Here is a 19,796-nt window from a genome sequence, read left to right as displayed (position 1 = left end):
ATCAGCATTATGCGCTTGGAAGTTAGTTGTCAGGATCGTGTTGGATTGGCGAAAGATATCTTGGTGGTGCTGGAGCGCTACCATATCAATCTGATCGCCATAGATGCGAGCAACCAGGGATTCTTGTACTTGCAATTTGCCGAAATCGGCTTCAATACCTTGAGTGAATTGATGCCGCAGATACGCAAGGTGGAGAGCGTCCACGATGTGCGTACCGTGTCTTTCATGCCCTCGGAGCAGGAACATTATGCCCTCAAGACCCTGCTCAAGACCTTGCCCGACTCGGTATTTTCGATCGATACCAAGGGCAGGATCTGCATAGTCAACGAGTCCGCGCTGCTGACCCTGGGGATGGCCGAGCATGAGGTGTTGGACGAGTCCATCAACCATTGGGTGCAAGGCTTCAACTTCGGACGTTGGTTGAGTGAATCTCAGGTGCTGGCCCAGGCGACCCGGGTCCAGATAGGTCCCAACGAATACCTGGCCGAGATGTTGCCCATCTATTTACCCGACGAGAATGACAAGACCATACTCGCAGGTGCCGTGGTGTCGCTCAAGTCGCCGGCCAGGGTAGGCAAGCAGTTCAATGCGTTGCAGAACCAGACCACAGGGTTTGAGAACGTGCTGGCGGTCAGCGACAAGATGAAAGACGTGCTCAAGCAGGCCAGGCGCATGGCCCAGTTGGATGCCCCTCTGTTGATCACGGGCGAAACCGGCACGGGCAAGGAACTGATGGCCAGGGCCAGCCATGACGCCAGCATGCGCCGCGAACATCCCTTCATCGCCATCAACTGTGCCGCCTTGCCGGACAGCGCCGCCGAAGAGGAATTGTTCGGTTACGTCAGCAAGGGGGCGGTGGTTAAGCGTGGCTTCTTCGAAGAGGCCAAGGGCGGCACCATATTCCTCGATGAAATCGCCGAGATGTCCAAGGCGGCCCAGGTTAAGCTGTTGCGCTTGCTGCAGGATGGCACCTTCAGGCGCATAGGCGGCGACGAGGAAGTGCGCGCCGATGTACGCATCATATGTTCGACCCAGAAGAATCTCGCCGAGCTATGCCAAACGGGGGAGTTTCGTGAAGATCTCTATTACCGCATCCATGTGCTCAGCTACCACATGCCGTCACTGCGCGAGCGCAAGATCGACATCATTCCGCTGACCGAGATGTTTCTCGAGCATTACAGCCAGCAGCTGTCCAGCCCTATGCGGCGGATTTCGGCCCAATGCCGGGATCACCTGCTCAGCTATGCCTGGCCGGGCAATGTGCGCCAGTTGAAGAATGCGGTATTCAGGGCCGTGTCCATGTGGGATGGCTCGACGGAACTCACGGTCGAGCAGCTGAAATTGCCTTCCTATGCCGAAGGATTCGGTTATTTCGATAATCAGTTCGAGGGCAGTCTGGATGAGGCGATGAAACAATTCGAAGCCAGCCTGTTGCGGCGCCTGTATCCCGCCTATCCCAGCACGCGCCAGCTGGCGAAGAAGCTCGGGGTGTCGCATACGGCCATCGCCAACAAGCTCAGGGAATATAAGATAAGTAAACGCAAGTAGGGCTGTAAATTGAATTTGCCACCGGAGCGTTGGCTTTTTGAACGGAACGGCGGCGTAAGCCCCCTATAAGTCGCCGAAAACCCGAGGCGTAATTATAAGTTTACAAAAGCATGCCGTGCCCGGGTTAATGTGATTCGGGTCACGCTATAGGAATCTTGCCGGACATAGGGTATTCCTACGCCCAATAAGCCCAGGAATGCGTGCCCGGGTACCGGGAATAGAGGCGGGATAAGGCTTGAATCACAAGCCTGTCCGTCAAGCAGAATAAGCACAGGAGCAGATATGAAACTCGCAAGTTATGACAATGGCCGCCGTGATGGCCAGTTGATGTTGGTCAGCAAAGATTTGACCAAGGCTGTCGCAGTGCCGGCCATAGCCCACACGCTGCAGCAGTTGCTGGATGCCTGGGATCTGCTCAAGCCTCAGCTGCAAGAGCTGTATGAGGCGCTGAACGAAGGCAAGTTGGATAATGCCGTCGATTTCGATGAGGCCAAGTGCCTGTCGCCCTTGCCACGCGCCTATCAGTGGGCCGATGGCAGCGCCTATGTCAACCACGTCGAGCTGGTCCGCAAGGCGCGCGGTGCCGAGATGCCGGAAACTTTCTGGACAGATCCACTCTTTTACCAGGGCGGCTCAGACAGCTTCATCGCCCCCAAGGCGGATATTGCCCTCGGCAGTGAAGATTGGGGCATAGATTTCGAGTCGGAAATTGCGGTGATCACCGATGATGTCCCCATGGGCGTTTCCCCAGAAGCCGCCGCAGAGCACATCAAGCTGTTGATGTTGGTCAACGACGTGTCGCTGCGTAACCTGATCCCGGGTGAACTGGCCAAGGGCTTCGGCTTCTTCCAGTCCAAACCTTCGAGCAGCTTCTCGCCTGTGGCCGTGACGCCGGACGAGCTGGGCGATCGCTGGCAGGACTCCAAGGTACACCTGCCGCTGATAACCCATTTGAACGGCAGCCTGTTCGGTCGCCCCAATGCCGGCGTCGACATGACCTTCAACTTCAGCCAGTTGGTGTCCCATGTCGCCAAGACGCGCCCCTTGGGCGCGGGTGCCATAGTCGGCTCAGGAACCATTTCCAATTATGATCGCAGCGCCGGCTCTAGCTGTCTGGCGGAGAAGCGCATGCTGGAAGTGATCGCCGAGGGTAAGGCCAGCACGCCGTTCATGCGCTTCGGCGACCGGGTGCGCATCGAAATGTTGGACGATAATAATCACAGCATCTTCGGTTCGATCGACCAACAGGTCGTCGAATACAAAGGCTAACGCCAACTTACGTTGATCCGACGGGGCTGATACCAGGTATTTGCCCCGTTTTTTATAAGGAGATGAAAATGCTGAAACTCTATGGTTACTGGCGCTCGAGCGCCGCTTATAGGGTGCGTATCGCCCTCAACCTCAAGGGACTGGAGGCCGAGCAAGTGTCAGTGCATCTGGTACGTGACGGCGGCGAGCAGCACAAGGCCGACTTCGCCAGCCTCAATCCCCAACAACTGGTGCCCACCCTGGTGGTGGGCGAGGGCACAGACACGCCTTTGGTCTTGTCCCAGTCCCTGGCCATCATAGAATATCTGGATGAAACCTATAATGATTGCCCTCTGTTGCCGGCAATGAGCGCCGAGCGCGCCAGAGTGCGGGCCATGGCGCAGGCGATCGCCTGTGAGATCCATCCACTGAACAACTTGCGGGTGTTGCAATACCTGACGGGGCCCATGGGGTTGGATGAGGCGGCCAAGAATAGTTGGTATCAGCATTGGATCCATGAAGGCTTCGGCGCCTTCGAAGTGCTGCTCGAGCAACATGCGGGTGAGTATTGCTTCGGTGACAGCATCACCCTGGCCGATGTCTGCCTGGTGCCCCAGGTGTATAACGCCCAGCGTTTCAATGTCGACCTGAGTGCCTACCCCAACATGATGCGGATCTGGGCAAATTGTAATAAGCTGCCGGCCTTCAGCCAGGCGGCGCCAGAGCTGCAGCCCGACGCAGTCTGAGTGGCTCCTCCCTTCATGGGAGGCGTCTTTGAGCTTGGATAGCCGCAGTCGCGGCTCTTTTTTTTGGGGGGGCGGGCAGTTGTGGCGTCTTGGGCGCCACAGCTTAGGTCAGTGCCCGCGGCCGCGAAAGTGAGTTGCGGCCACGGCGCATGCACAGTGGCAAACACAGCGGCAGGCGGGCATAGCCACTTCTGTATGCCTATTCTGCATGCTTATGATGGACATGAATTTGTTAGACGCAGGGAGACATATGCTTATGCATAGGCAAGAGGGGCATGCTTTCGAACCCGAAGCCAGGTTGCTGCATTGGCTCGGCCGGGACGAGGCGCGCCTGCTGGCACTCATGGCCACGAGGCAATTGGCCTCGGAGGAGGGGCTGGCTGACTGGCTGCTGACGGCGGGCTTTGTGCGGGACCTGGTGTGGGATAACTTACATGGCTATCCGGCTTCGAGCCTCAACGACATAGACTTCATCTACTTCTGTGCGAAAGACACTTCCCGCGAGCGTGATGCCAGGCTGGAGGCGCGCCTGCGACTGCTGGCGCCCGAATATCCCTGGTCGGTGAAGAACCAGGCCAGGATGCACCTGAGAAATGCCGACCGGCCTTATCGCTCGACCGAAGATGCCATGGGCTTCTGGCCCGAGCAGGAAACCGCCGTCGGGGTGGCGCTGAGGGAAGACATGGCGACTCCCCTCAATGAAACGGGCACCGCCGCACTCGACCCAGCGCAGGTGAGACTGGTCAGCGTCTTCGGCTGGCATGGCGTGTTTTCACTGCAGCTGACAGCCAATGGCCGGCGGGACAGGGCGGTGTTCGAACAGCGCCTGCAGGCCAAAGGCTGGCTGGCGCGTTATCCGCAACTCAGACTCGCATCGGCTTAGCCTGTGATCCAGATCCCAAGTCGCTCGCTTTACCCACACATTTAGTCAGGCTACTGATTTAGATCAAGAAAACCCCTCAGGGGATCTGACATTCTGCCTCCAGACAAATTAATACATAACAATAAGCTAGCTCATAGTTCTGAGTTTATGCTACTGGAGATCATGATGAATAAAACCTTAACTTCCTGCCTCATTGCCAGCGCCTTACTCTGCTCCGGCATCTCTGCTTCCGCCTTCGCCCATCAGGCCGGCGATATCATCGTCCGTGCCGGTGCCGCCATGGTGGCGCCCAATGAGTCGAGTGAGGATGTTGCCGGTCTGGGCGAATTTTCCGTGAGTAACGACACTCAGTTGGGATTGAATTTCGCCTACATGCTGACGGATAACCTTGGCCTGGAGTTATTGGCGGCGACGCCGTTCAGCCATGATGTCTCCCTGGCAGGTCTGGGTAAAATCGCCGACACCAAGCAGTTGCCACCGACTCTGGTCGTTCAGTACTACTTCGGTACGGCGCAATCGGCATTGCGCCCCTACATAGGTCTGGGGGTGAATTACACCAACTTCTTCGACAATGATTTCACCGATGAAGCCAAGGCCATGGGCTTGAGCGACTTGAGCATGAGCAACTCCTGGGGCCTGGCCGGGCAACTTGGGCTGGACTATAAGATCAACAAGAATTGGCTGGTCAATGCCTCGGTTTGGTATGCCAAGATAGACACTGAGGTCAAATTCAACCTGGGTGATCAGGCCGTGCAGATAGACACAGACGTGGATCCCTGGGTGTATATGCTGAGTGTTGGTTATACTTTCTAACCTCAGTCACCCAGTGAAAAGGAGCCATAGGGCTCCTTTTTTGTTGCCTTATGTTTGATGCCTCATGTTTGATGCCTGCTGGATGAAGAAAAGTATGGTTAAGACGTGTAGACATCTGGAAGTCTTTGGGTATGATAGGGGAATGAACATGAGTTTCAGCCATAGACATGGCTTAGTGTCGGCGGTCTTGGTGATGCTGGCCTGTATGGGGGGACTGCCGGCTTGTACGCCCGCAGATAGGCATGAAACCTGGGAGGCCAGTGACGCAGCTGCGACCATTTCCGGACAGATCTGGTTTCGTGAACGCATCGCCTTGCCTGCGGCGGCCGAGCTGAGCCGGAAGTGAAAGACGTGTCCAAGATGGATGTACCGGCACAGATACTGGCGAGCGTGACCATGTCGGAGCCAGTCACGCCGACCCGGTTCGAGTTTGTCCTGCCCAGGACGACCTTTATCACCGGGCATACCTATGCCATCGGGGCCAAAATCATGTTGAATGACAAGCTGCTGTTCATCAATACCCAGGCCTATAGCCTGGATCCTAATGCGCTTGTGCCCTTGTCCGTCATGTTGGATAAGGTCGGTTCCTAGACTGCCGGGCCGCGGTCCAGACGCCGAGCTAGTGAATCGCAGAGACAGCTCCCGGGGGAGCCGTCCTTAGATCAACCCAGAGAAAGAGGCGTCATATGCCGGTCAGAATTCCAGATAACCTGCCAGCCGCAGAAGTGCTAGAGTCGGAAAATATTTTTGTGATGTCCGAAACCCGGGCCGCAAATCAAGACATCAGGCCCATGAGGGTGCTGATCCTCAATCTTATGCCCAATAAGATAGAGACGGAGACCCAATTACTGCGCCTGCTGGGGAATACGCCACTGCAGGTGGGGGTGGACTTGCTGCGGATCCACGATAAGGCATCCAGGCACACCTCGATAGATCATATGAATAATTTCTACCGTGACTTCGAGGAGGTGCGCCATAACAATTATGATGGCCTCATCATCACGGGCGCCCCCCTCGGGCAGGTGGAATTTGAAGATGTGAGTTATTGGGACCATATCCGCGAAATCATCGACTGGTCGCAGCGGCATGTCACCTCGGTGTTGTTTCTCTGCTGGGCGGCTCATGCCGGCCTGTTTCATCTCTATGGCCTGAACCGCACCGTGCTCGAGAAGAAGCGTTCCGGGGTCTATAACCATAAGCGTACCTCTGAGCATTTTCCCTTGCTGCGGGGCTTCGATGATGAGTTCTTCGCGCCGCACTCGCGCTTCGCCGAGATGAGTCTGACGCAGTTGCGGCAACACCCGGATCTGCAGGTCTTGGCCGAGTCGGACCAGGCCGGCGCCTATCTGGTGTTGAGCAAGAACAACCGCAACCTGTTCGTCATGGGGCACCCCGAGTACCATAAATCGACCCTGAACGACGAATATCACAGGGATCTGGCCGCCGGACTGGCACCGCAGATCCCGCAGAATTATTATCCCGGGGACGATGCCGCCAAGCCGCCGGTGGCACGTTGGCATAGCCATGGCAGCCTGCTGATCAGCAACTGGCTCAACTACTATGTGTATCAGCTCACCCCCTACGACTTGAGCGACATGACAGCCATCACCCCCTGGGAAAGCAAGCACTCCTAGTCGATAGCGTCGGCCCTTACCTCTGCCCAAGCCTGCAACCCACCCATGTTGCAGGCCAGGGCCACACACTTCTTTCCCTGTTTCATCCCGGATAATGCCGCCTCTGTACGCCACGCCGGACAGCTGTCCCTGGCTCGCTTGCGTGCCAATGGCTTGTCGCAGCAGCTAAATTTTCTCCGAGCCAGACGCATGGCGCCGGTACCCGCATCTGCCTTAAGCCATGGGCGCCGTGGGCCCTATCAGGGTGTAAATTCTGAGTGACAAAAGATTCCTGGCCGAATTGGCCGATTAGACCAAGGACTACTTGCTTTACGTTCGCGTAAACGTCAGAGTGAGGTAAGTTAGCTTTATTATGAATTCCAGGACACCCTGAATTTGGGCCTGGAGGCAAACACTGAGTGGAGTTGTTATGAGTACACAGGCGTTGAGTCAAGATATTGTTATTGTTGCCGCCAAGCGCACCCCCATGGGTGGCTTTCAGGGCGCATTGGCCGGAGTCACTTCACCGGCACTGGCCGCCACCGCCATCAAAGGGCTGCTGGCGCAAACGGGTCTGGCGGGTGAGCAGGTCGACGAAGTCTTGATGGGCTGCGTCCTGCCCGCGGGTTTAGGCCAGGCCCCGGCGCGCCAGGCAGCACTCGGTGGCGGCTTGCCTTTGTCGGTCGGCGCCAGCACAGTCAACAAGGTCTGTGGCTCGGGCATGAAGACTGTGATGTTGGCCCACGATGTGATCAAGGCCGGCAGCAGTGAGATAGTGATCGCCGGCGGCATGGAAAACATGAGTCAGGCGCCTTACCTGCTGGATAAGGCCCGTGGCGGCATGCGCATGGGGCATGGCAAGGTCATGGACCACATGTTCCTCGACGGCCTGGAAGATGCCTACACGGGCGGCGCCATGGGCACTTTCGCCCAGAAGACCGCCGATGATTTCGGTATTAGCCGCGAACAGATGGATGCCTTCGCCCTGAGCTCGCTGGAAAAAGCCAATGCCGCCATCCAATCCGGTGCCTTCAGAGAAGAGATAGTGCCTGTCACAGTCAGCGATCGCCGCGGCGAAGTCACAATAGATACCGACGAGCAACCCGGCAATGCCCGTCCGGAGAAGATCCCCGGCTTGCGCCCGGCATTCGCTAAAGACGGCACCATCACGGCCGCCAACTCGAGCTCGATTTCCGATGGTGCCGCCGCCTTGCTGCTGATGACCCGCGCCAAGGCCGACAGCCTGGGGCTGGAAGTGTTGGCCACCATCAAGGGCCACAGCACCCATGCCCAGGAGCCGTCGATGTTTACCACGGCCCCAGTGGGCGCCATAGGCAAGCTGCTGAGCAAGCTCGATTGGAGCAAGGATGATGTGGATCTGTTCGAGATCAACGAAGCCTTCGCCATGGTGACCATGCTGGCCCAGTCAGAATTGGGTCTGGACATGGCCAAGATCAACGTCAACGGCGGTGCCTGTGCCCTGGGTCATCCCATAGGCTGCTCGGGTGCCCGTCTGCTGGTGACCCTGATCCATGCCCTCAAGGCCCGAGGCCTGAAACGCGGCGTGGCCTCGTTATGCATAGGCGGCGGTGAAGCCACCGCCATGGCCATAGAGGTCTAACGACGCGTTAAGTTCACACAAGACTCTGTATCAGGCCGGCGAGCCACCAGAGCATAATAAAGGCGCCGCCGGCTCATCACTCTCAGTAAAGGGAAGCAAGATGACTACACAAGTAAAGCACTACATAAACGGTGAGTTCGTCGTCGGTAACGGCAGTCAGCAAATCGCCGTGACCAACCCGGCCAACAACGAAACTATAGCCCTGATCAACTGCGCCACCGCAGACGAAGTGCATAGCGCCATCGCCAGTGCCAAGGCGGCCTTCAAGAGCTGGAAAGAAGTGCCTGTGTCCGAGCGCGCGCGGGTCATGTTGCGCTACCAACATTTGCTGAAAGAGCATCACGACGAACTGGCGACCATCTTGTCCCAGGAAACCGGCAAGACCTTCGAAGATGCCAAGGGCGATGTCTGGCGCGGCATAGAAGTGGTCGAGCATGCCTGTAACGTGGCTTCGCTCCTGATGGGGGAAACCGTCGAGAACGTCGCCCGCTCCATAGATACCTATAGCTACACTCAGCCTCTGGGTGTTTGTGCCGGGATTACGCCCTTCAACTTTCCGGCGATGATCCCCCTGTGGATGTTCCCCCTGGCCATTGCCTGTGGTAACACCTTCATTCTCAAGCCATCCGAGCAAGATCCCATGACGCCCCAGCGTCTGGTGGAACTGTTCGAACAGGCGGGTGCCCCCAAGGGCGTATTGCAACTGGTGCATGGCGACAAGACGGCTGTGGATATCCTGCTGCGGGATCCCGCCATCAAGGCCATTTCCTTCGTCGGTTCGGTCGGCGTTGGTCAGTACATCTACAAGACGGGCACAGACAACCTCAAGCGGGTACAGGCCTTCGCCGGTGCCAAGAACCATTGTGTCATCATGCCGGATGCCAACAAGCAGCAAGTGATCAATAACCTGGTGGGGGCCTCGGTCGGCGCCGCCGGTCAGCGCTGCATGGCGCTTTCGGTCGCAGTCTTTGTCGGTGCCGCCAAAGAATGGCTGCCCGAGCTCAAGGAAGCCCTGGCCAAGGTGCGTCCCGGCCTGTGGAACGATCCACAAGCGGGTTACGGTCCTGTGATCAGCCCGGCGGCCAAACAGAGAGTGCTGAAACTGATACAGCAAGGCAAAGATGAAGGCGCCGACTGTCTGCTCGATGGCAGCGACTTCAGTCTCGAGGGCCATGAGTCGGGCAACTGGATAGGTCCAACCCTGTTCGACAAGGTCACCACGGAGATGAGCATCTACAAGGAAGAGATCTTCGGCCCAGTGCTCTGCTGCATGGAAGCCGAGACGCTGGAAGAGGCCATAGAGCTGGTCAACAACAGCCCCTACGGCAACGGTACCTCTATCTTCACCGCCAGCGGCGCCGCGGCACGCAAATACCAGCACGAGATCGAAGTGGGTCAGGTCGGCATCAACGTGCCCATCCCTGTGCCACTGCCTTTCTTCTCCTTCACCGGTTGGAAGGGCAGCTTCTACGGCGATCAACACGCCTATGGCAAACAGGCGGTGCGTTTCTACACCGAGACCAAGACCATCACGGCCCGTTGGTTCGAGTCGGATATAGGCACGGGTCCCAACATGAGTATTCACCTCAAGTAAGAATCGCCTATTCTCTATCTGGGAGCCTGAATTACCTCAGGCTCCTGCTATTTTGGCCCTGGATGGATAGAGAATAAGCCACAGACAAATCGGCGGTAAGACCAAGCGTCATGCTGCGCGGGTGATAGTCGCCGTACTAGAGTGACCCGAGAGTCACAGCAAGCATAAGGAGTCACAGATGGATTTTAATTTTAATGAAGATCAGCGTCAGTTCGCCGAACTGGCCCGTCAGTTTGCCGCCGATGAATTGGCCCCCTTCGCCGCCAAGTGGGACGAGGAACATTATTTTCCCAAAGAGGTGATCCACAAGGCAGGTGAGCTGGGATTCTGCTCCCTCTATTCCCCCGAATCCGAAGGCGGCATGAACTTGTCCCGCCTGGATTCCTCCATCATCTTCGAAGAGCTGGCCAAGGGCTGCACAGCCACCACGGCCATGCTGACCATACATAACATGGCCACCTGGATGATCACCAGTTTCGGTTCCGAGGTCCTGCGCCGCGAATGGTCCGAAGCCCTGACCACGGGCCAGAAGCTGGCCTCCTATTGCCTGACCGAGCCGGGGGCGGGTAGTGATGCCGCGGCACTGCAGACCAAGGCGGTACGGGATGGCGATGATTATCTGATCTCCGGCTCTAAAGTCTTCATCTCGGGCGCGGGGGCCACCGAAATGCTGGTGGTCATGTGCCGTACCGGCGGTGCCGGTGCCAAGGGGATTTCTGCTATCGCAGTGCCGGCGGACAGTGCCGGCATCACCTACGGCAAGGCCGAAGACAAGATGGGTTGGAATGCCCAGCCGACCCGGCAGATCAGCTTCGATCAGGTGCGGGTGCCGGCAGCCTACCTGCTGGGCGAAGAAGGCCAGGGCTTCACCTTCGCCATGAAGGGCCTCGACGGGGGCCGGATCAATATCGCGACTTGCTCGGTCGGCACAGCGCAGGCGGCGCTGGAGCGGGCGACGCAATATATGAATGAACGGCAACAGTTTGGCAAGCCCCTGGCGGCGTTTCAGGCGCTACAATTTAAGTTAGCAGATATGGCGACTGAATTGGTGGCGGCGCGTCAGCTGGTGCGTCTGGCGGCCTTCAAGCTGGACAGTGGCGATCCCGAGGCGACGGCCTATTGCGCCATGGCGAAGCGCTTCGCCACCGACGTAGGTTTCCAGGTCTGTGACGCAGCACTGCAGATCCATGGTGGTTATGGCTACATCCGCGAATACCCGCTGGAGCGCCACTTCCGTGATGTGCGTGTGCATCAGATCCTCGAGGGCACCAATGAAATCATGCGCCTCATCATCGCCCGTCGTCTGTTGGATGACAATGCGGGCCAGATACTCTAAAGAATCTATTAACGTGAGTTTCTATGATTTTTTAACCGGATAAGCAAGGAGCCGTATATGTCATTCATCAACGAACGCATCGAAGGTCATACCGCGATATTGACCGTAAACAACCCGCCGGCCAATACCTGGACCGCAGACAGTCTGCGCGAACTACTGACTAAAGTGGTTAAGCTCAACAGCAACAAGGAAATTTACGCCCTGGTGCTCACGGGGGAAGGTGAGAAGTTTTTCTCCGCCGGCGCCGATCTCAACGAGTTCGCCGACGGCGACAAGCACCATGCCGAACTCATGGCCGAGCATTTCGGTCAGGCATTCGAGGCCCTGAGTGGTTTTCGCGGCGTATCTATTGCCGCCATCAATGGTTATGCCATGGGCGGCGGTCTGGAAGTGGCCATGGCCTGCGATCTGCGTATTGCCGAGAGCCATGCTGTGATGGCGCTGCCCGAAGCCAGCGTCGGCCTGTTGCCCTGCGCCGGTGGCACCCAGAATCTGACCGCTCTGGTTGGCGAGGGCTGGGCGAAACGCATGATACTCTGTGGTGAGCGTTTGGATGCCGCCAAGGCGCTGCAGCTTGGGCTGGTGGAAGAAGTGGTGCCTCAGGGCGAGTCGCTCAATGCCGCCATAGCCCTGGCAGCCAAGGTCGCCAAGCAGAGCCCGAGCAGCGTCAAGGTCTGTAAACAACTGATCCAGGCGGGGCGCAACATGCCACGCAATCAAGCCTTGCCACTGGAGCGGGTACGTTTCGTCGGGCTGTTCCATACCGAAGATCAGGCCGAAGGCGTACAAGCCTTCCTGGAAAAACGTCCACCACAATGGAAGAACCGCTGATGACCCAGGATGTCTTGTTTACTAGCTTGGCGACCATGTCGGGCAAACGCATAGGCCTGGTGACGCTCAATCTGGAGAAGGCGCTCAACGCACTGAATCTGGAGATGGTGCATGCCATGACCGAGCAGCTGCTGGCCTGGCAGCAGGATGACAGCATAGCCTGCATCATGCTCGATGGCAGTGGCACCAAGGCGTTCTGCGCCGGTGGCGATGTGCGCGCCTTATATCAGGCCGCCAAAGACACCCCAGGCGTTGTCACGCCCCAGGCCTGTGAGTTCTTCACCTCTGAATATCGGCTGGATTATCTGCTGCACACCTATGGCAAGCCGGTATTGGTATGGGGCGCCGGCATCGTCATGGGCGGTGGCCTGGGACTGATGGCCGGCGCCAGCCATAGAGTGGTGACCGACACGTCGCGCATCGCCATGCCTGAGGTCACCATAGGCCTGTACCCGGATGTGGGCGGCAGCTATTTTCTCAACCGCATGCCGGGTAAGACCGGGTTGTTCCTGGGGCTGACGGCTTATAACCTGGATGCCGCCGACGCCCTGTATGTGGGACTGGGCAATCACCATCTGGGCAGCGATGCCAAACAGGCACTGCTCGATGCCATGTCCGGCGTCGGTTGGGATGACAATCAACAGCTCAATCACACTAAGCTGAGTGCGTTGCTCGAGGCCCTGAGTCAGCCCGTGGGCGACAGTCGCCTGCAGCGCCACCAGGCCCAGATAGACGAACTGATGAGTGGTGACATAGTCGCCATAGTGCAGCGGATGACAGAGCTGGAGACGGATGTCTCCTGGTTGAGCAAGGCCAGGGCCGGGCTGCTGGCCGGCAGTCCCATCAGTCTGCATCTGATGGCGGCGCAGGCGCGTTTGGGCACTGAGCTGAGCCTGGCACAGGTGTTTCGTTGGGAGCTGGGGGTGAGTGTCAACACCTGCGCCAAGGGGGATTTCAGAGAGGGCGTCAGGGCGCTGCTGATCGACAAGGACAGGACGCCTAAGTGGCATTACGCCAGTGTGGCGGCGGTGCCGGCCGAGCTGATAGCCGAACTGCAGCAGTCCCCCTGGGACGACAACCAGCATCCACTCAAGGCATTGGGTTAATTTACAAGCTAAGGCCACAGGGGTGGCCGAACAGGGATTAGGAGCGTGACATGTCAAGAATAGCATTCATAGGCCTGGGGCATATGGGCGGGCCGATGGCGGCTAACCTGCTGAAGGCCGGCCATCAAGTTACAGTATTCGATCTGGTTCCCGCCGCGATGCAGTCGCTGGCGGCCCAGGGCGCCGAGTTGGCCACCAGTGCCCAGCAGGCGGCAGAAAATGTCGAGGTGGTGATCACCATGCTGCCCGCAGGCAAACATGTGCGCGGTCTCTACCTCGGCGCTGAGCAGCCTGGCCTGCTCGAGGTCGTCGCCAAGGATACCTTGCTCATAGATTGCTCCACCATAGATGCCAACAGCGCTCAGCTGGTAGCCGCACAGGCCGCCGCCAAGGGGCTGGAATTTGTCGATGCGCCGGTGTCCGGCGGCACGGCAGGCGCCGCCGCCGGCACCCTGACCTTCATCTGTGGTGGTACGGATGCCGGCTTCGTCCGGGCCGAGCCTGTGCTGGCCGCCATGGGGGCCAACATCTTCCATGCCGGCGCCGCCGGGGCCGGTCAGATAGCCAAGATCTGCAACAACATGCTCTTGTCCGTGCTCATGATAGGCACGTCGGAAGCGCTGCAGATGGGGCTGGATCATGGCCTGGATCCCAAGGTGCTGTCGGACATAATGAAGGTCAGCAGCGGTGGCAACTGGACCCTGGAAAAATACAACCCCTGTCCAGGGGTGATGGAGAATGTGCCTTCATCCAAGGGCTATGAGGGCGGTTTTATGGTAGATTTGATGGTCAAAGATCTCGGACTGTCTCAAGAAGCGGCGCTCTTGTCCAATTCCAGCACCCCCATGGGCGCATTGGCGCGCAGCTTGTACGTCAATCATGCCCGTCAGGGTAATGGGGCCCGTGACTTCTCCAGCATCTTCGAACAGTTTGCAAAAACTAAAAAATAACACATTAAAAAGGATAACCCGATGGAGTTGAAAGGTAAGGTGGTCGTTATCACAGGTGGTGCCGGTGGTCTTGGCCTGGCGATGGCACACAATTTTGCCGCCGCAGGGGCTAAGCTGGCGCTTATCGATATGGATCAGGAAAAGCTGGAGCGTGCCTGCGCCGAACTGGGTGATACCACAGAAGTTCAGGGTTATGCCCTGGACATCACAGATGAAGAAGATGTGGTGGCAGGCTTTGCTTATATCCGCGAAGACTTCGGCCAGATCAATGTGCTGGTCAATAACGCCGGGATCTTGCGTGACGGTTTGATGGTCAAGGCCAAAGAGGGCAAGGTCACAGAGCGCATGTCCTACGAGCAATTCCAGTCGGTGATCAATGTCAATCTCACCGGCACCTTCCTCTGTGGTCGTGAAGCGGCGGCGGCCATGATAGAAACCGGCCAGAGCGGTGTGATAGTCAACATCTCCAGCCTGGCGCGTTCGGGTAACATGGGCCAGTCAAACTACGCCGCCTCCAAGGCGGGTGTAGCGGCGATGGCCGTAGGCTGGGCCAAGGAACTGGCGCGTTACGATATCCGCAGCGCCGCAGTGGCACCCGGGGTCATAGCCACGGAAATGACGGCGGCGATGAAGCCCGAAGCGCTGGAACGCCTGGAGAAAATGGTGCCGGTCGGCCGTTTGGGCCAGGCAGAAGAGATTGCCTCTACCGTGCGTTTCATCATAGAGAACGACTATGTCAACGGTCGGGTGTTCGAAGTCGACGGCGGCATTCGCCTCTGACGACAATTGCGGGCTAGCGTGTGGTAATTGGCCGGGCTTTGCCCGGCCAATTTTTTGCCCGAACTGCAGCTCAATCAGTGAGCTAGGGCCAGGGCGGTTGACTTTCATCTCGATGCGCTGAACAATTCGGGTTTAAGATAGGTTAAAAAGCCCGCCGGGTTGAAGCTGGAGCATGGGAGCCGAGAGTTGAGCACCGCGAATTGAGCACTGAGAGTACTGACGCCTGGGGTAGACTTATGTCTTGGCTGGAAAAATGGACTAAACGCATGATGCTGTCGGTAGGAATACTGGGAGTGGTCATCATATACAGTGGTTTTATTTACTTGCTCTTGAGTGGGCGTTCGGTAGCCGTGTTGCCTTGGTATCTGCTGTTATCGCCCTGGATATGCATTTTCTTTGGCTTGGACCATGCCAGGCAATTCAGGGTCATCACCTGGTTTGTCAGACGCTTTAAGCATTAGTCGGGCTCAAGCGCCTTGTTGTTAGCCCACAGCGGAGTACAGAATGACACACCCCTTCGGCGGCATAACGCTTAGCCTGACATTTTTCTTGCTGTTGAACGCCTGTAGCCCAGAGGGCGAGTCCGGGCGTGCGCCGAACGGCAACCAAGATGCCAGAATCGTTGCGCCTTACGGCAGCTGGGCTTCGCCTCTGGGGGCGGCCGACGTCTACGAGCAGAGCGATAACATAGCCGAATTGCAGAGCGTCGGCGGTGCCATCTGTTTTGCCGAGTCCGAGGGGACCAGTGGCGGCCGGGTGGGCATCAAGCGCCTCGAACCCGATGGCCGTGTGAGTCAAAGCATTCCGGCCGCGTTCAATGTCGGCACCAAGGTGCATGAATATGGCGGGGCGGCATTTCTCGGCATAGGCCAGAGTCTGTTCGTCAGCAAGAAAGAGGATCAGCTCTTCTATCGCTTCGCCCCCAACCAGCCCGAGTTGGCGCTGACGCCCAACGGCACTCGCCATGCCGACTGTATCTCCTACCCCAAGGGGTCAAGGATCATCTGCGTGCGCGAAGATCATCGCGGCGCAGGCGAGGCCAAGGCCAGCCTGGTGACCATTAACCTGAATTTCCCAGGTGAAGGCGATACCCTGGTCAGCGGTCACGATTTTATTGCCGCACCGACCCTGTCACAGGACAACAGCCAGTTGGCATGGCTGACCTGGGAGCATCCCGACATGCCCTGGGACAATACAGTGCTCTGGCTGGGCCAGCTGGATCGCAAGGGACAATTGCAAAATGTCCATCAGGTGTTCAAGGGCAAGCGGGGGGCGCTGACCCAGCCGCTGTTCAGCCCGGATGGGACCCTCTATGTGGTGGCCGATTTTAACAACTGGTGGAACATCTACCGTATAGCCGCCGACGGCACGGCGGAGAATATTCTGCCCAGAAAGGCCGAGTTTGCCGTGCCCGACTGGCGCCTGGGGCATCATAATTATGCCTTCGAGAGCCCGGGGGTGTTGATCGCCAGCTTCACCCGCCAGGGGGAAGCATTCCTGGCCAGGATCCATCTGGATACCGGAGTGGTCGAGCAATTGGCCGCCGATTTTGCCGAGATATCCCAAGTGATCAGCGGTGAGGATGCCGTCTACTTCGTGGGGGCCAAGACCACCCCGGAAAGGGGCATTTACAAGGTCACAGGCCGCGGGGTCGAACTCATGTATGCGCCTCAGTTGCCCAGGCTCAAGCCTGAGTATGTCTCGAAGGCCAGGGCTATCACCTTTGCCACCGCAGGCAACAAATCGGCCTATGGGTATTTCTACGCCCCGGTGAATCCGCATTTTATCGGCCCACACGATTCGCGTCCGCCACTGCTGGTCATGCTGCATGGCGGCCCGACCGCCAAGGCCAGCCTGGCCTATCGCAGCGACATTCAATTCTGGACCAGCAGGGGCTTTGCGGTGTTGGACGTCAACTATCGCGGCAGCAGTGGCTTCGGCCGCAAGTTCCGCCAGAGTCTCTACGGTCTCTGGGGGAAGGCGGATGTTGAAGATGCCGTCTATGGCGCCCGTTACCTGGTTGACCGTGGCTGGGTCGATGGCGATAAGTTAGCCATCAGGGGAAGCAGCGCCGGTGGCCTGACGGCCCTGTCGTCGCTGGCATTCTATGATGTGTTCAAGGCGGGGGTCAGCTATGGCGGCATCAGCGACATGACTGTGCTGGCCAAGGAGACCCATAAGTTTGAGAGCCATTACCTGGAGAAGCTGGTCGGCCCCTATCCCGAGGCCAAGGACTTGTACCATGCCAGATCGCCCCTGCACCACTTGCAGGGGCTCAACGAGCCCCTGCTGTTGGTCCAGGGACTGGATGACAAGGTGGTGCCCCCCAGCCAGTCCATGAGTATCTTCAATGCCCTGAAGCGCAAGGGCGTACCCACGGCCTTTGTCGGCTTCGAGGGCGATGGCACAGGTTTCTGGCGAACCGAAGACAGAACCTCGGCCCTGGAAGCCGAGTTGTCCTTCTACGGCCAGGTCTTCGGTTTCAGGCCAGCGGGTGAATTGCCCGGCTTGCAGTTGGAAAATGCCGGCGCCCTGAAACATAAGTTGGCGGCCGTCGAGCCCTAGCCCAGGCGTATGCCCCTGGCCGCCACGGAGACGGGGCGCCTCGGGCTGATCCCGGCATGGCACATGGGCAGCGAGGGCCGATACCGCCGGCTAAACTGGGTCGCTTGCCGGCATTTTGGTTGATAATTCAGGTCAAAATGCTATAGTGCCTCGCTTAATTTTTCCCCTCGGCATGCGGCCGTTTGGTATATGTCAGTTTGGTATGTCTTCAGGCATAGACCAACACAACTCGATTTGGAATTTCATTTTGATCACTACAGCTAATATCACCATGCAGTTTGGCTCCAAGCCACTGTTTGAAAATATCTCAGTCAAATTCGGCGGCGGCAACAGATACGGTCTGATCGGCGCCAACGGCTGTGGTAAGTCCACCTTCATGAAAATTCTGGCCGGTGATCTGGAGCCAAGCTCGGGTAATGTGTCACTGGACGTCAACGAACGCCTGGGTAAACTGAGCCAGAATCAGTTCGGTTACGAAGAATTCAACGTCGTCGATACGGTGATCATGGGTCATGCCGAGTTGTGGCAGGTCAAACAAGAGCGGGACCGCATTTATTCCCTGGCGGAAATGAGCGAAGAAGACGGCATCAAGGTCGCCGAGCTGGAGATGGAATTCGCCGAGATGGACGGTTATACCGCCGAGTCCCGTGCCGGCGAACTGCTGATGGGGGTGGGCATTCCGGTCGAACAACATTTTGGCCTGATGAGCGAAATCGCGCCCGGCTTCAAGCTGAGGGTGTTATTGGCCCAGGCCCTGTTCTCGGATCCCGATGTGTTGCTGCTCGACGAGCCGACCAACAACCTGGACATAGACACCATACGTTGGTTGCAGGACATGCTGGCACAGCGTAGCTCTACCATGATCATCATTTCCCATGATAGGTACTTCCTCAACTCTGTCTGCACCCATATGGCCGATATGGACTATGGTGAACTGCGGGTCTACCCGGGCAACTATGACGAGTACATGATGGCGGCGACCCAGGCGCGTGAACGACTCATGTCGGACAATGCCAAGAAGAAAGTGCAGATCGCCGAGCTGCAGGGCTTCGTGGCGCGCTTCTCGGCCAACGCCTCCAAGGCCAAGCAGGCGACTTCCCGCGCCAAGCAGTTGGACAAGATCAAGCTGGAAGAAGTCAAGGCCTCCAGCCGGGTGAATCCTTTCATTCGCTTCGAGCAGGAAAAGAAATTGTTCCGTAACGCCCTGGTGGTAGAGGACCTGTCCAAAGGCTTCGACCATGCTTTATTCTCCAAACTGGATCTCATGGTGGAAGTGGGCGAGCGCATCGCCGTCCTGGGTGAGAACGGTATAGGTAAGACCACGTTGCTGCGGACTCTGGTACACGACCTGCCTCAGGATACGGGTACCATCCAATGGTCCGAAAATGCGGCCATAGGCTACTATGCCCAGGATCATGAGGCCGATTTTGCCAACGACATGACCTTGTTCGAGTGGATGAGTCAATGGCGTAAACCCAATGACGACGATCAGTCGGTGCGCGGCATACTTGGACGCATGCTGTTTGGCTCGGACGACATCAAGAAGTCTGTGACCGTGTTGTCCGGTGGCGAGAAGGGCCGCATGTATTTCGGTAAGCTCATAATGCAGAAGCCCAACATACTGCTGCTCGATGAGCCGACCAACCACATGGATATGGAGTCCATCGAGTCGCTCAACAACGCGCTGGAAATGTACGAAGGCACGCTGATTTTCGTCAGCCACGACCGGGCCTTCGTGTCCTCGCTGGCGACCCGTATCCTGGAGATCACCGCCGATGGTGTCAACGATTTCAAGGGCAGCTACGATGAATTCCTGCGCAGCAAGGGCATCGAAGCCTAAGCAAATGCACAGTGAGAAAGCCCGGGCCTAGGCCCGGGCTTTTTTTTTGCGTGAGTGCATGGCGAGCCAATTCAGTCTCGGCCTAGGATGCCTGGGTTCCCCAAAGGCTCGGCAAAAATAATCGGTAACAAAAAAGTGGCGGCTGCCTGGAGTTGTCGGTGCGGCGCCATGGGCTCAGGTTGGCGCAGATGAATTAAATAATGCAAGTAAAATCAATTTGTTAATTTAAATATACCATTAAGCACTATGACAGAGTGACAAGCGTCAAAATTGTTCTGGCCGAGTCTGCTCCAACCTTCTTGCTGGCATCTAGAGTTAGCAG

Annotated in this window: 18 protein-coding genes; all 18 read left to right on the top strand. The window is 57.6% G+C overall.

The window, feature by feature from the left end:
* The first annotated feature begins 9 nt into the window (after window positions 1-9).
* The 18 genes from tyrR (at window position 10) to HC757_RS04980 (ending at window position 19,474) form a co-directional block, all read left to right on the top strand.
* Window positions 10-1,548 (top strand): transcriptional regulator TyrR, encoded by a 1,539-nt coding sequence (gene tyrR / locus HC757_RS05065; protein ID WP_169563207.1) that lies wholly within the window; start codon window positions 10-12, stop codon window positions 1,546-1,548.
* A gap of 282 nt (window positions 1,549-1,830) precedes the next feature.
* Entirely contained in the window at window positions 1,831-2,817 is a 987-nt protein-coding gene (locus tag HC757_RS05060; RefSeq protein ID WP_169563206.1) for a fumarylacetoacetate hydrolase family protein, read from the top strand.
* Window positions 2,818-2,888: 71 nt separating this feature from the next.
* On the top strand, window positions 2,889-3,542 hold the full coding sequence (gene maiA, locus HC757_RS05055) for a maleylacetoacetate isomerase (RefSeq protein ID WP_169563341.1): 654 nt from the start codon (window positions 2,889-2,891) through the stop codon (window positions 3,540-3,542).
* A gap of 256 nt (window positions 3,543-3,798) precedes the next feature.
* The gene (locus HC757_RS05050; RefSeq protein ID WP_169563205.1) at window positions 3,799-4,425 is read left to right on the top strand and encodes a nucleotidyltransferase family protein; all 627 of its coding nucleotides are present in this window, start codon (window positions 3,799-3,801) and stop codon (window positions 4,423-4,425) included.
* 162 nt (window positions 4,426-4,587) lie between these two features.
* Window positions 4,588-5,238, top strand: coding sequence for an outer membrane protein OmpW (gene ompW / locus HC757_RS05045; RefSeq protein ID WP_211164269.1), 651 nt, complete (start codon window positions 4,588-4,590; stop codon window positions 5,236-5,238).
* 142 nt (window positions 5,239-5,380) lie between these two features.
* Window positions 5,381-5,584, top strand: a complete 204-nt coding sequence (locus tag HC757_RS05040; RefSeq protein WP_169563203.1) for a hypothetical protein — start codon at window positions 5,381-5,383, stop codon at window positions 5,582-5,584.
* A complete protein-coding gene (locus HC757_RS05035; RefSeq protein WP_169563202.1) occupies window positions 5,581-5,829 on the top strand; it encodes a YbaY family lipoprotein in 249 nt (82 codons plus the stop codon). The genes HC757_RS05040 and HC757_RS05035 overlap by 4 nt, the downstream gene beginning before the upstream one ends.
* Window positions 5,830-5,924: 95 nt before the next feature.
* Entirely contained in the window at window positions 5,925-6,872 is a 948-nt protein-coding gene (metA, locus tag HC757_RS05030) for a homoserine O-acetyltransferase MetA (RefSeq protein WP_169563201.1), read from the top strand.
* A 409-nt stretch (window positions 6,873-7,281) separates the two neighbouring features.
* A complete protein-coding gene (locus HC757_RS05025) occupies window positions 7,282-8,472 on the top strand; it encodes a thiolase family protein (RefSeq protein WP_169563200.1) in 1,191 nt (396 codons plus the stop codon).
* Between the two features lie 100 nt (window positions 8,473-8,572).
* The gene (locus HC757_RS05020; RefSeq protein WP_169563199.1) at window positions 8,573-10,066 is read left to right on the top strand and encodes a CoA-acylating methylmalonate-semialdehyde dehydrogenase; all 1,494 of its coding nucleotides are present in this window, start codon (window positions 8,573-8,575) and stop codon (window positions 10,064-10,066) included.
* A 178-nt stretch (window positions 10,067-10,244) separates the two neighbouring features.
* On the top strand, window positions 10,245-11,402 hold the full coding sequence (locus HC757_RS05015; protein WP_169563198.1) for an acyl-CoA dehydrogenase family protein: 1,158 nt from the start codon (window positions 10,245-10,247) through the stop codon (window positions 11,400-11,402).
* A 57-nt stretch (window positions 11,403-11,459) separates the two neighbouring features.
* On the top strand, window positions 11,460-12,233 hold the full coding sequence (locus HC757_RS05010; protein ID WP_169563197.1) for an enoyl-CoA hydratase: 774 nt from the start codon (window positions 11,460-11,462) through the stop codon (window positions 12,231-12,233).
* Window positions 12,218-13,339: an enoyl-CoA hydratase/isomerase family protein gene (locus tag HC757_RS05005; protein ID WP_244623131.1), complete on the top strand. Its 1,122-nt coding sequence runs from the start codon at window positions 12,218-12,220 to the stop codon at window positions 13,337-13,339. The genes HC757_RS05010 and HC757_RS05005 overlap by 16 nt, the downstream gene beginning before the upstream one ends.
* Before the next feature lie 50 nt (window positions 13,340-13,389).
* Window positions 13,390-14,289 carry a 3-hydroxyisobutyrate dehydrogenase gene (gene mmsB, locus HC757_RS05000; RefSeq protein ID WP_169563196.1) on the top strand — a complete coding sequence of 300 codons (900 nt, stop codon included), beginning with the start codon at window positions 13,390-13,392 and terminating at the stop codon, window positions 14,287-14,289.
* Window positions 14,290-14,310: 21 nt separating this feature from the next.
* A complete protein-coding gene (locus HC757_RS04995) occupies window positions 14,311-15,069 on the top strand; it encodes an SDR family oxidoreductase (protein ID WP_169563195.1) in 759 nt (252 codons plus the stop codon).
* Window positions 15,070-15,305: 236 nt separating this feature from the next.
* Window positions 15,306-15,530, top strand: a complete 225-nt coding sequence (locus tag HC757_RS19020; RefSeq protein WP_169563194.1) for a hypothetical protein — start codon at window positions 15,306-15,308, stop codon at window positions 15,528-15,530.
* A 43-nt stretch (window positions 15,531-15,573) separates the two neighbouring features.
* On the top strand, window positions 15,574-17,634 hold the full coding sequence (locus HC757_RS04985) for a S9 family peptidase (protein ID WP_169563193.1): 2,061 nt from the start codon (window positions 15,574-15,576) through the stop codon (window positions 17,632-17,634).
* Between the two features lie 247 nt (window positions 17,635-17,881).
* Complete coding sequence (locus HC757_RS04980; RefSeq protein ID WP_169563192.1) at window positions 17,882-19,474, top strand: ABC-F family ATPase; 1,593 nt, start codon at window positions 17,882-17,884, stop codon at window positions 19,472-19,474.
* Window positions 19,475-19,796: the final 322 nt, after the last annotated feature.

It is taken from the genome of Shewanella salipaludis (assembly GCF_012911865.1).
Classification (GTDB): domain Bacteria; phylum Pseudomonadota; class Gammaproteobacteria; order Enterobacterales; family Shewanellaceae; genus Shewanella; species Shewanella salipaludis.
The sequence above is the reverse complement of the archived record's forward strand: the minus strand, read 5'-3'. Positions and strand labels throughout refer to the sequence as shown.

Coding starts and splice junctions, on each gene's coding strand:
- HC757_RS05005 (WP_244623131.1), top strand. CDS start 12,218: ATGGAAGAACCGCTGATGACCCAGGATGTCTTGTTTACTAGCTTGGCG.
- HC757_RS04995 (WP_169563195.1), top strand. CDS start 14,311: ATGGAGTTGAAAGGTAAGGTGGTCGTTATCACAGGTGGTGCCGGTGGT.
- HC757_RS05050 (WP_169563205.1), top strand. CDS start 3,799: ATGCATAGGCAAGAGGGGCATGCTTTCGAACCCGAAGCCAGGTTGCTG.
- HC757_RS05015 (WP_169563198.1), top strand. CDS start 10,245: ATGGATTTTAATTTTAATGAAGATCAGCGTCAGTTCGCCGAACTGGCC.
- mmsB (WP_169563196.1), top strand. CDS start 13,390: ATGTCAAGAATAGCATTCATAGGCCTGGGGCATATGGGCGGGCCGATG.
- HC757_RS04985 (WP_169563193.1), top strand. CDS start 15,574: ATGACACACCCCTTCGGCGGCATAACGCTTAGCCTGACATTTTTCTTG.
- HC757_RS05060 (WP_169563206.1), top strand. CDS start 1,831: ATGAAACTCGCAAGTTATGACAATGGCCGCCGTGATGGCCAGTTGATG.
- HC757_RS19020 (WP_169563194.1), top strand. CDS start 15,306: ATGTCTTGGCTGGAAAAATGGACTAAACGCATGATGCTGTCGGTAGGA.
- tyrR (WP_169563207.1), top strand. CDS start 10: ATGCGCTTGGAAGTTAGTTGTCAGGATCGTGTTGGATTGGCGAAAGAT.
- HC757_RS05025 (WP_169563200.1), top strand. CDS start 7,282: ATGAGTACACAGGCGTTGAGTCAAGATATTGTTATTGTTGCCGCCAAG.
- ompW (WP_211164269.1), top strand. CDS start 4,588: ATGATGAATAAAACCTTAACTTCCTGCCTCATTGCCAGCGCCTTACTC.
- metA (WP_169563201.1), top strand. CDS start 5,925: ATGCCGGTCAGAATTCCAGATAACCTGCCAGCCGCAGAAGTGCTAGAG.
- HC757_RS05020 (WP_169563199.1), top strand. CDS start 8,573: ATGACTACACAAGTAAAGCACTACATAAACGGTGAGTTCGTCGTCGGT.
- HC757_RS05010 (WP_169563197.1), top strand. CDS start 11,460: ATGTCATTCATCAACGAACGCATCGAAGGTCATACCGCGATATTGACC.
- HC757_RS05040 (WP_169563203.1), top strand. CDS start 5,381: ATGAACATGAGTTTCAGCCATAGACATGGCTTAGTGTCGGCGGTCTTG.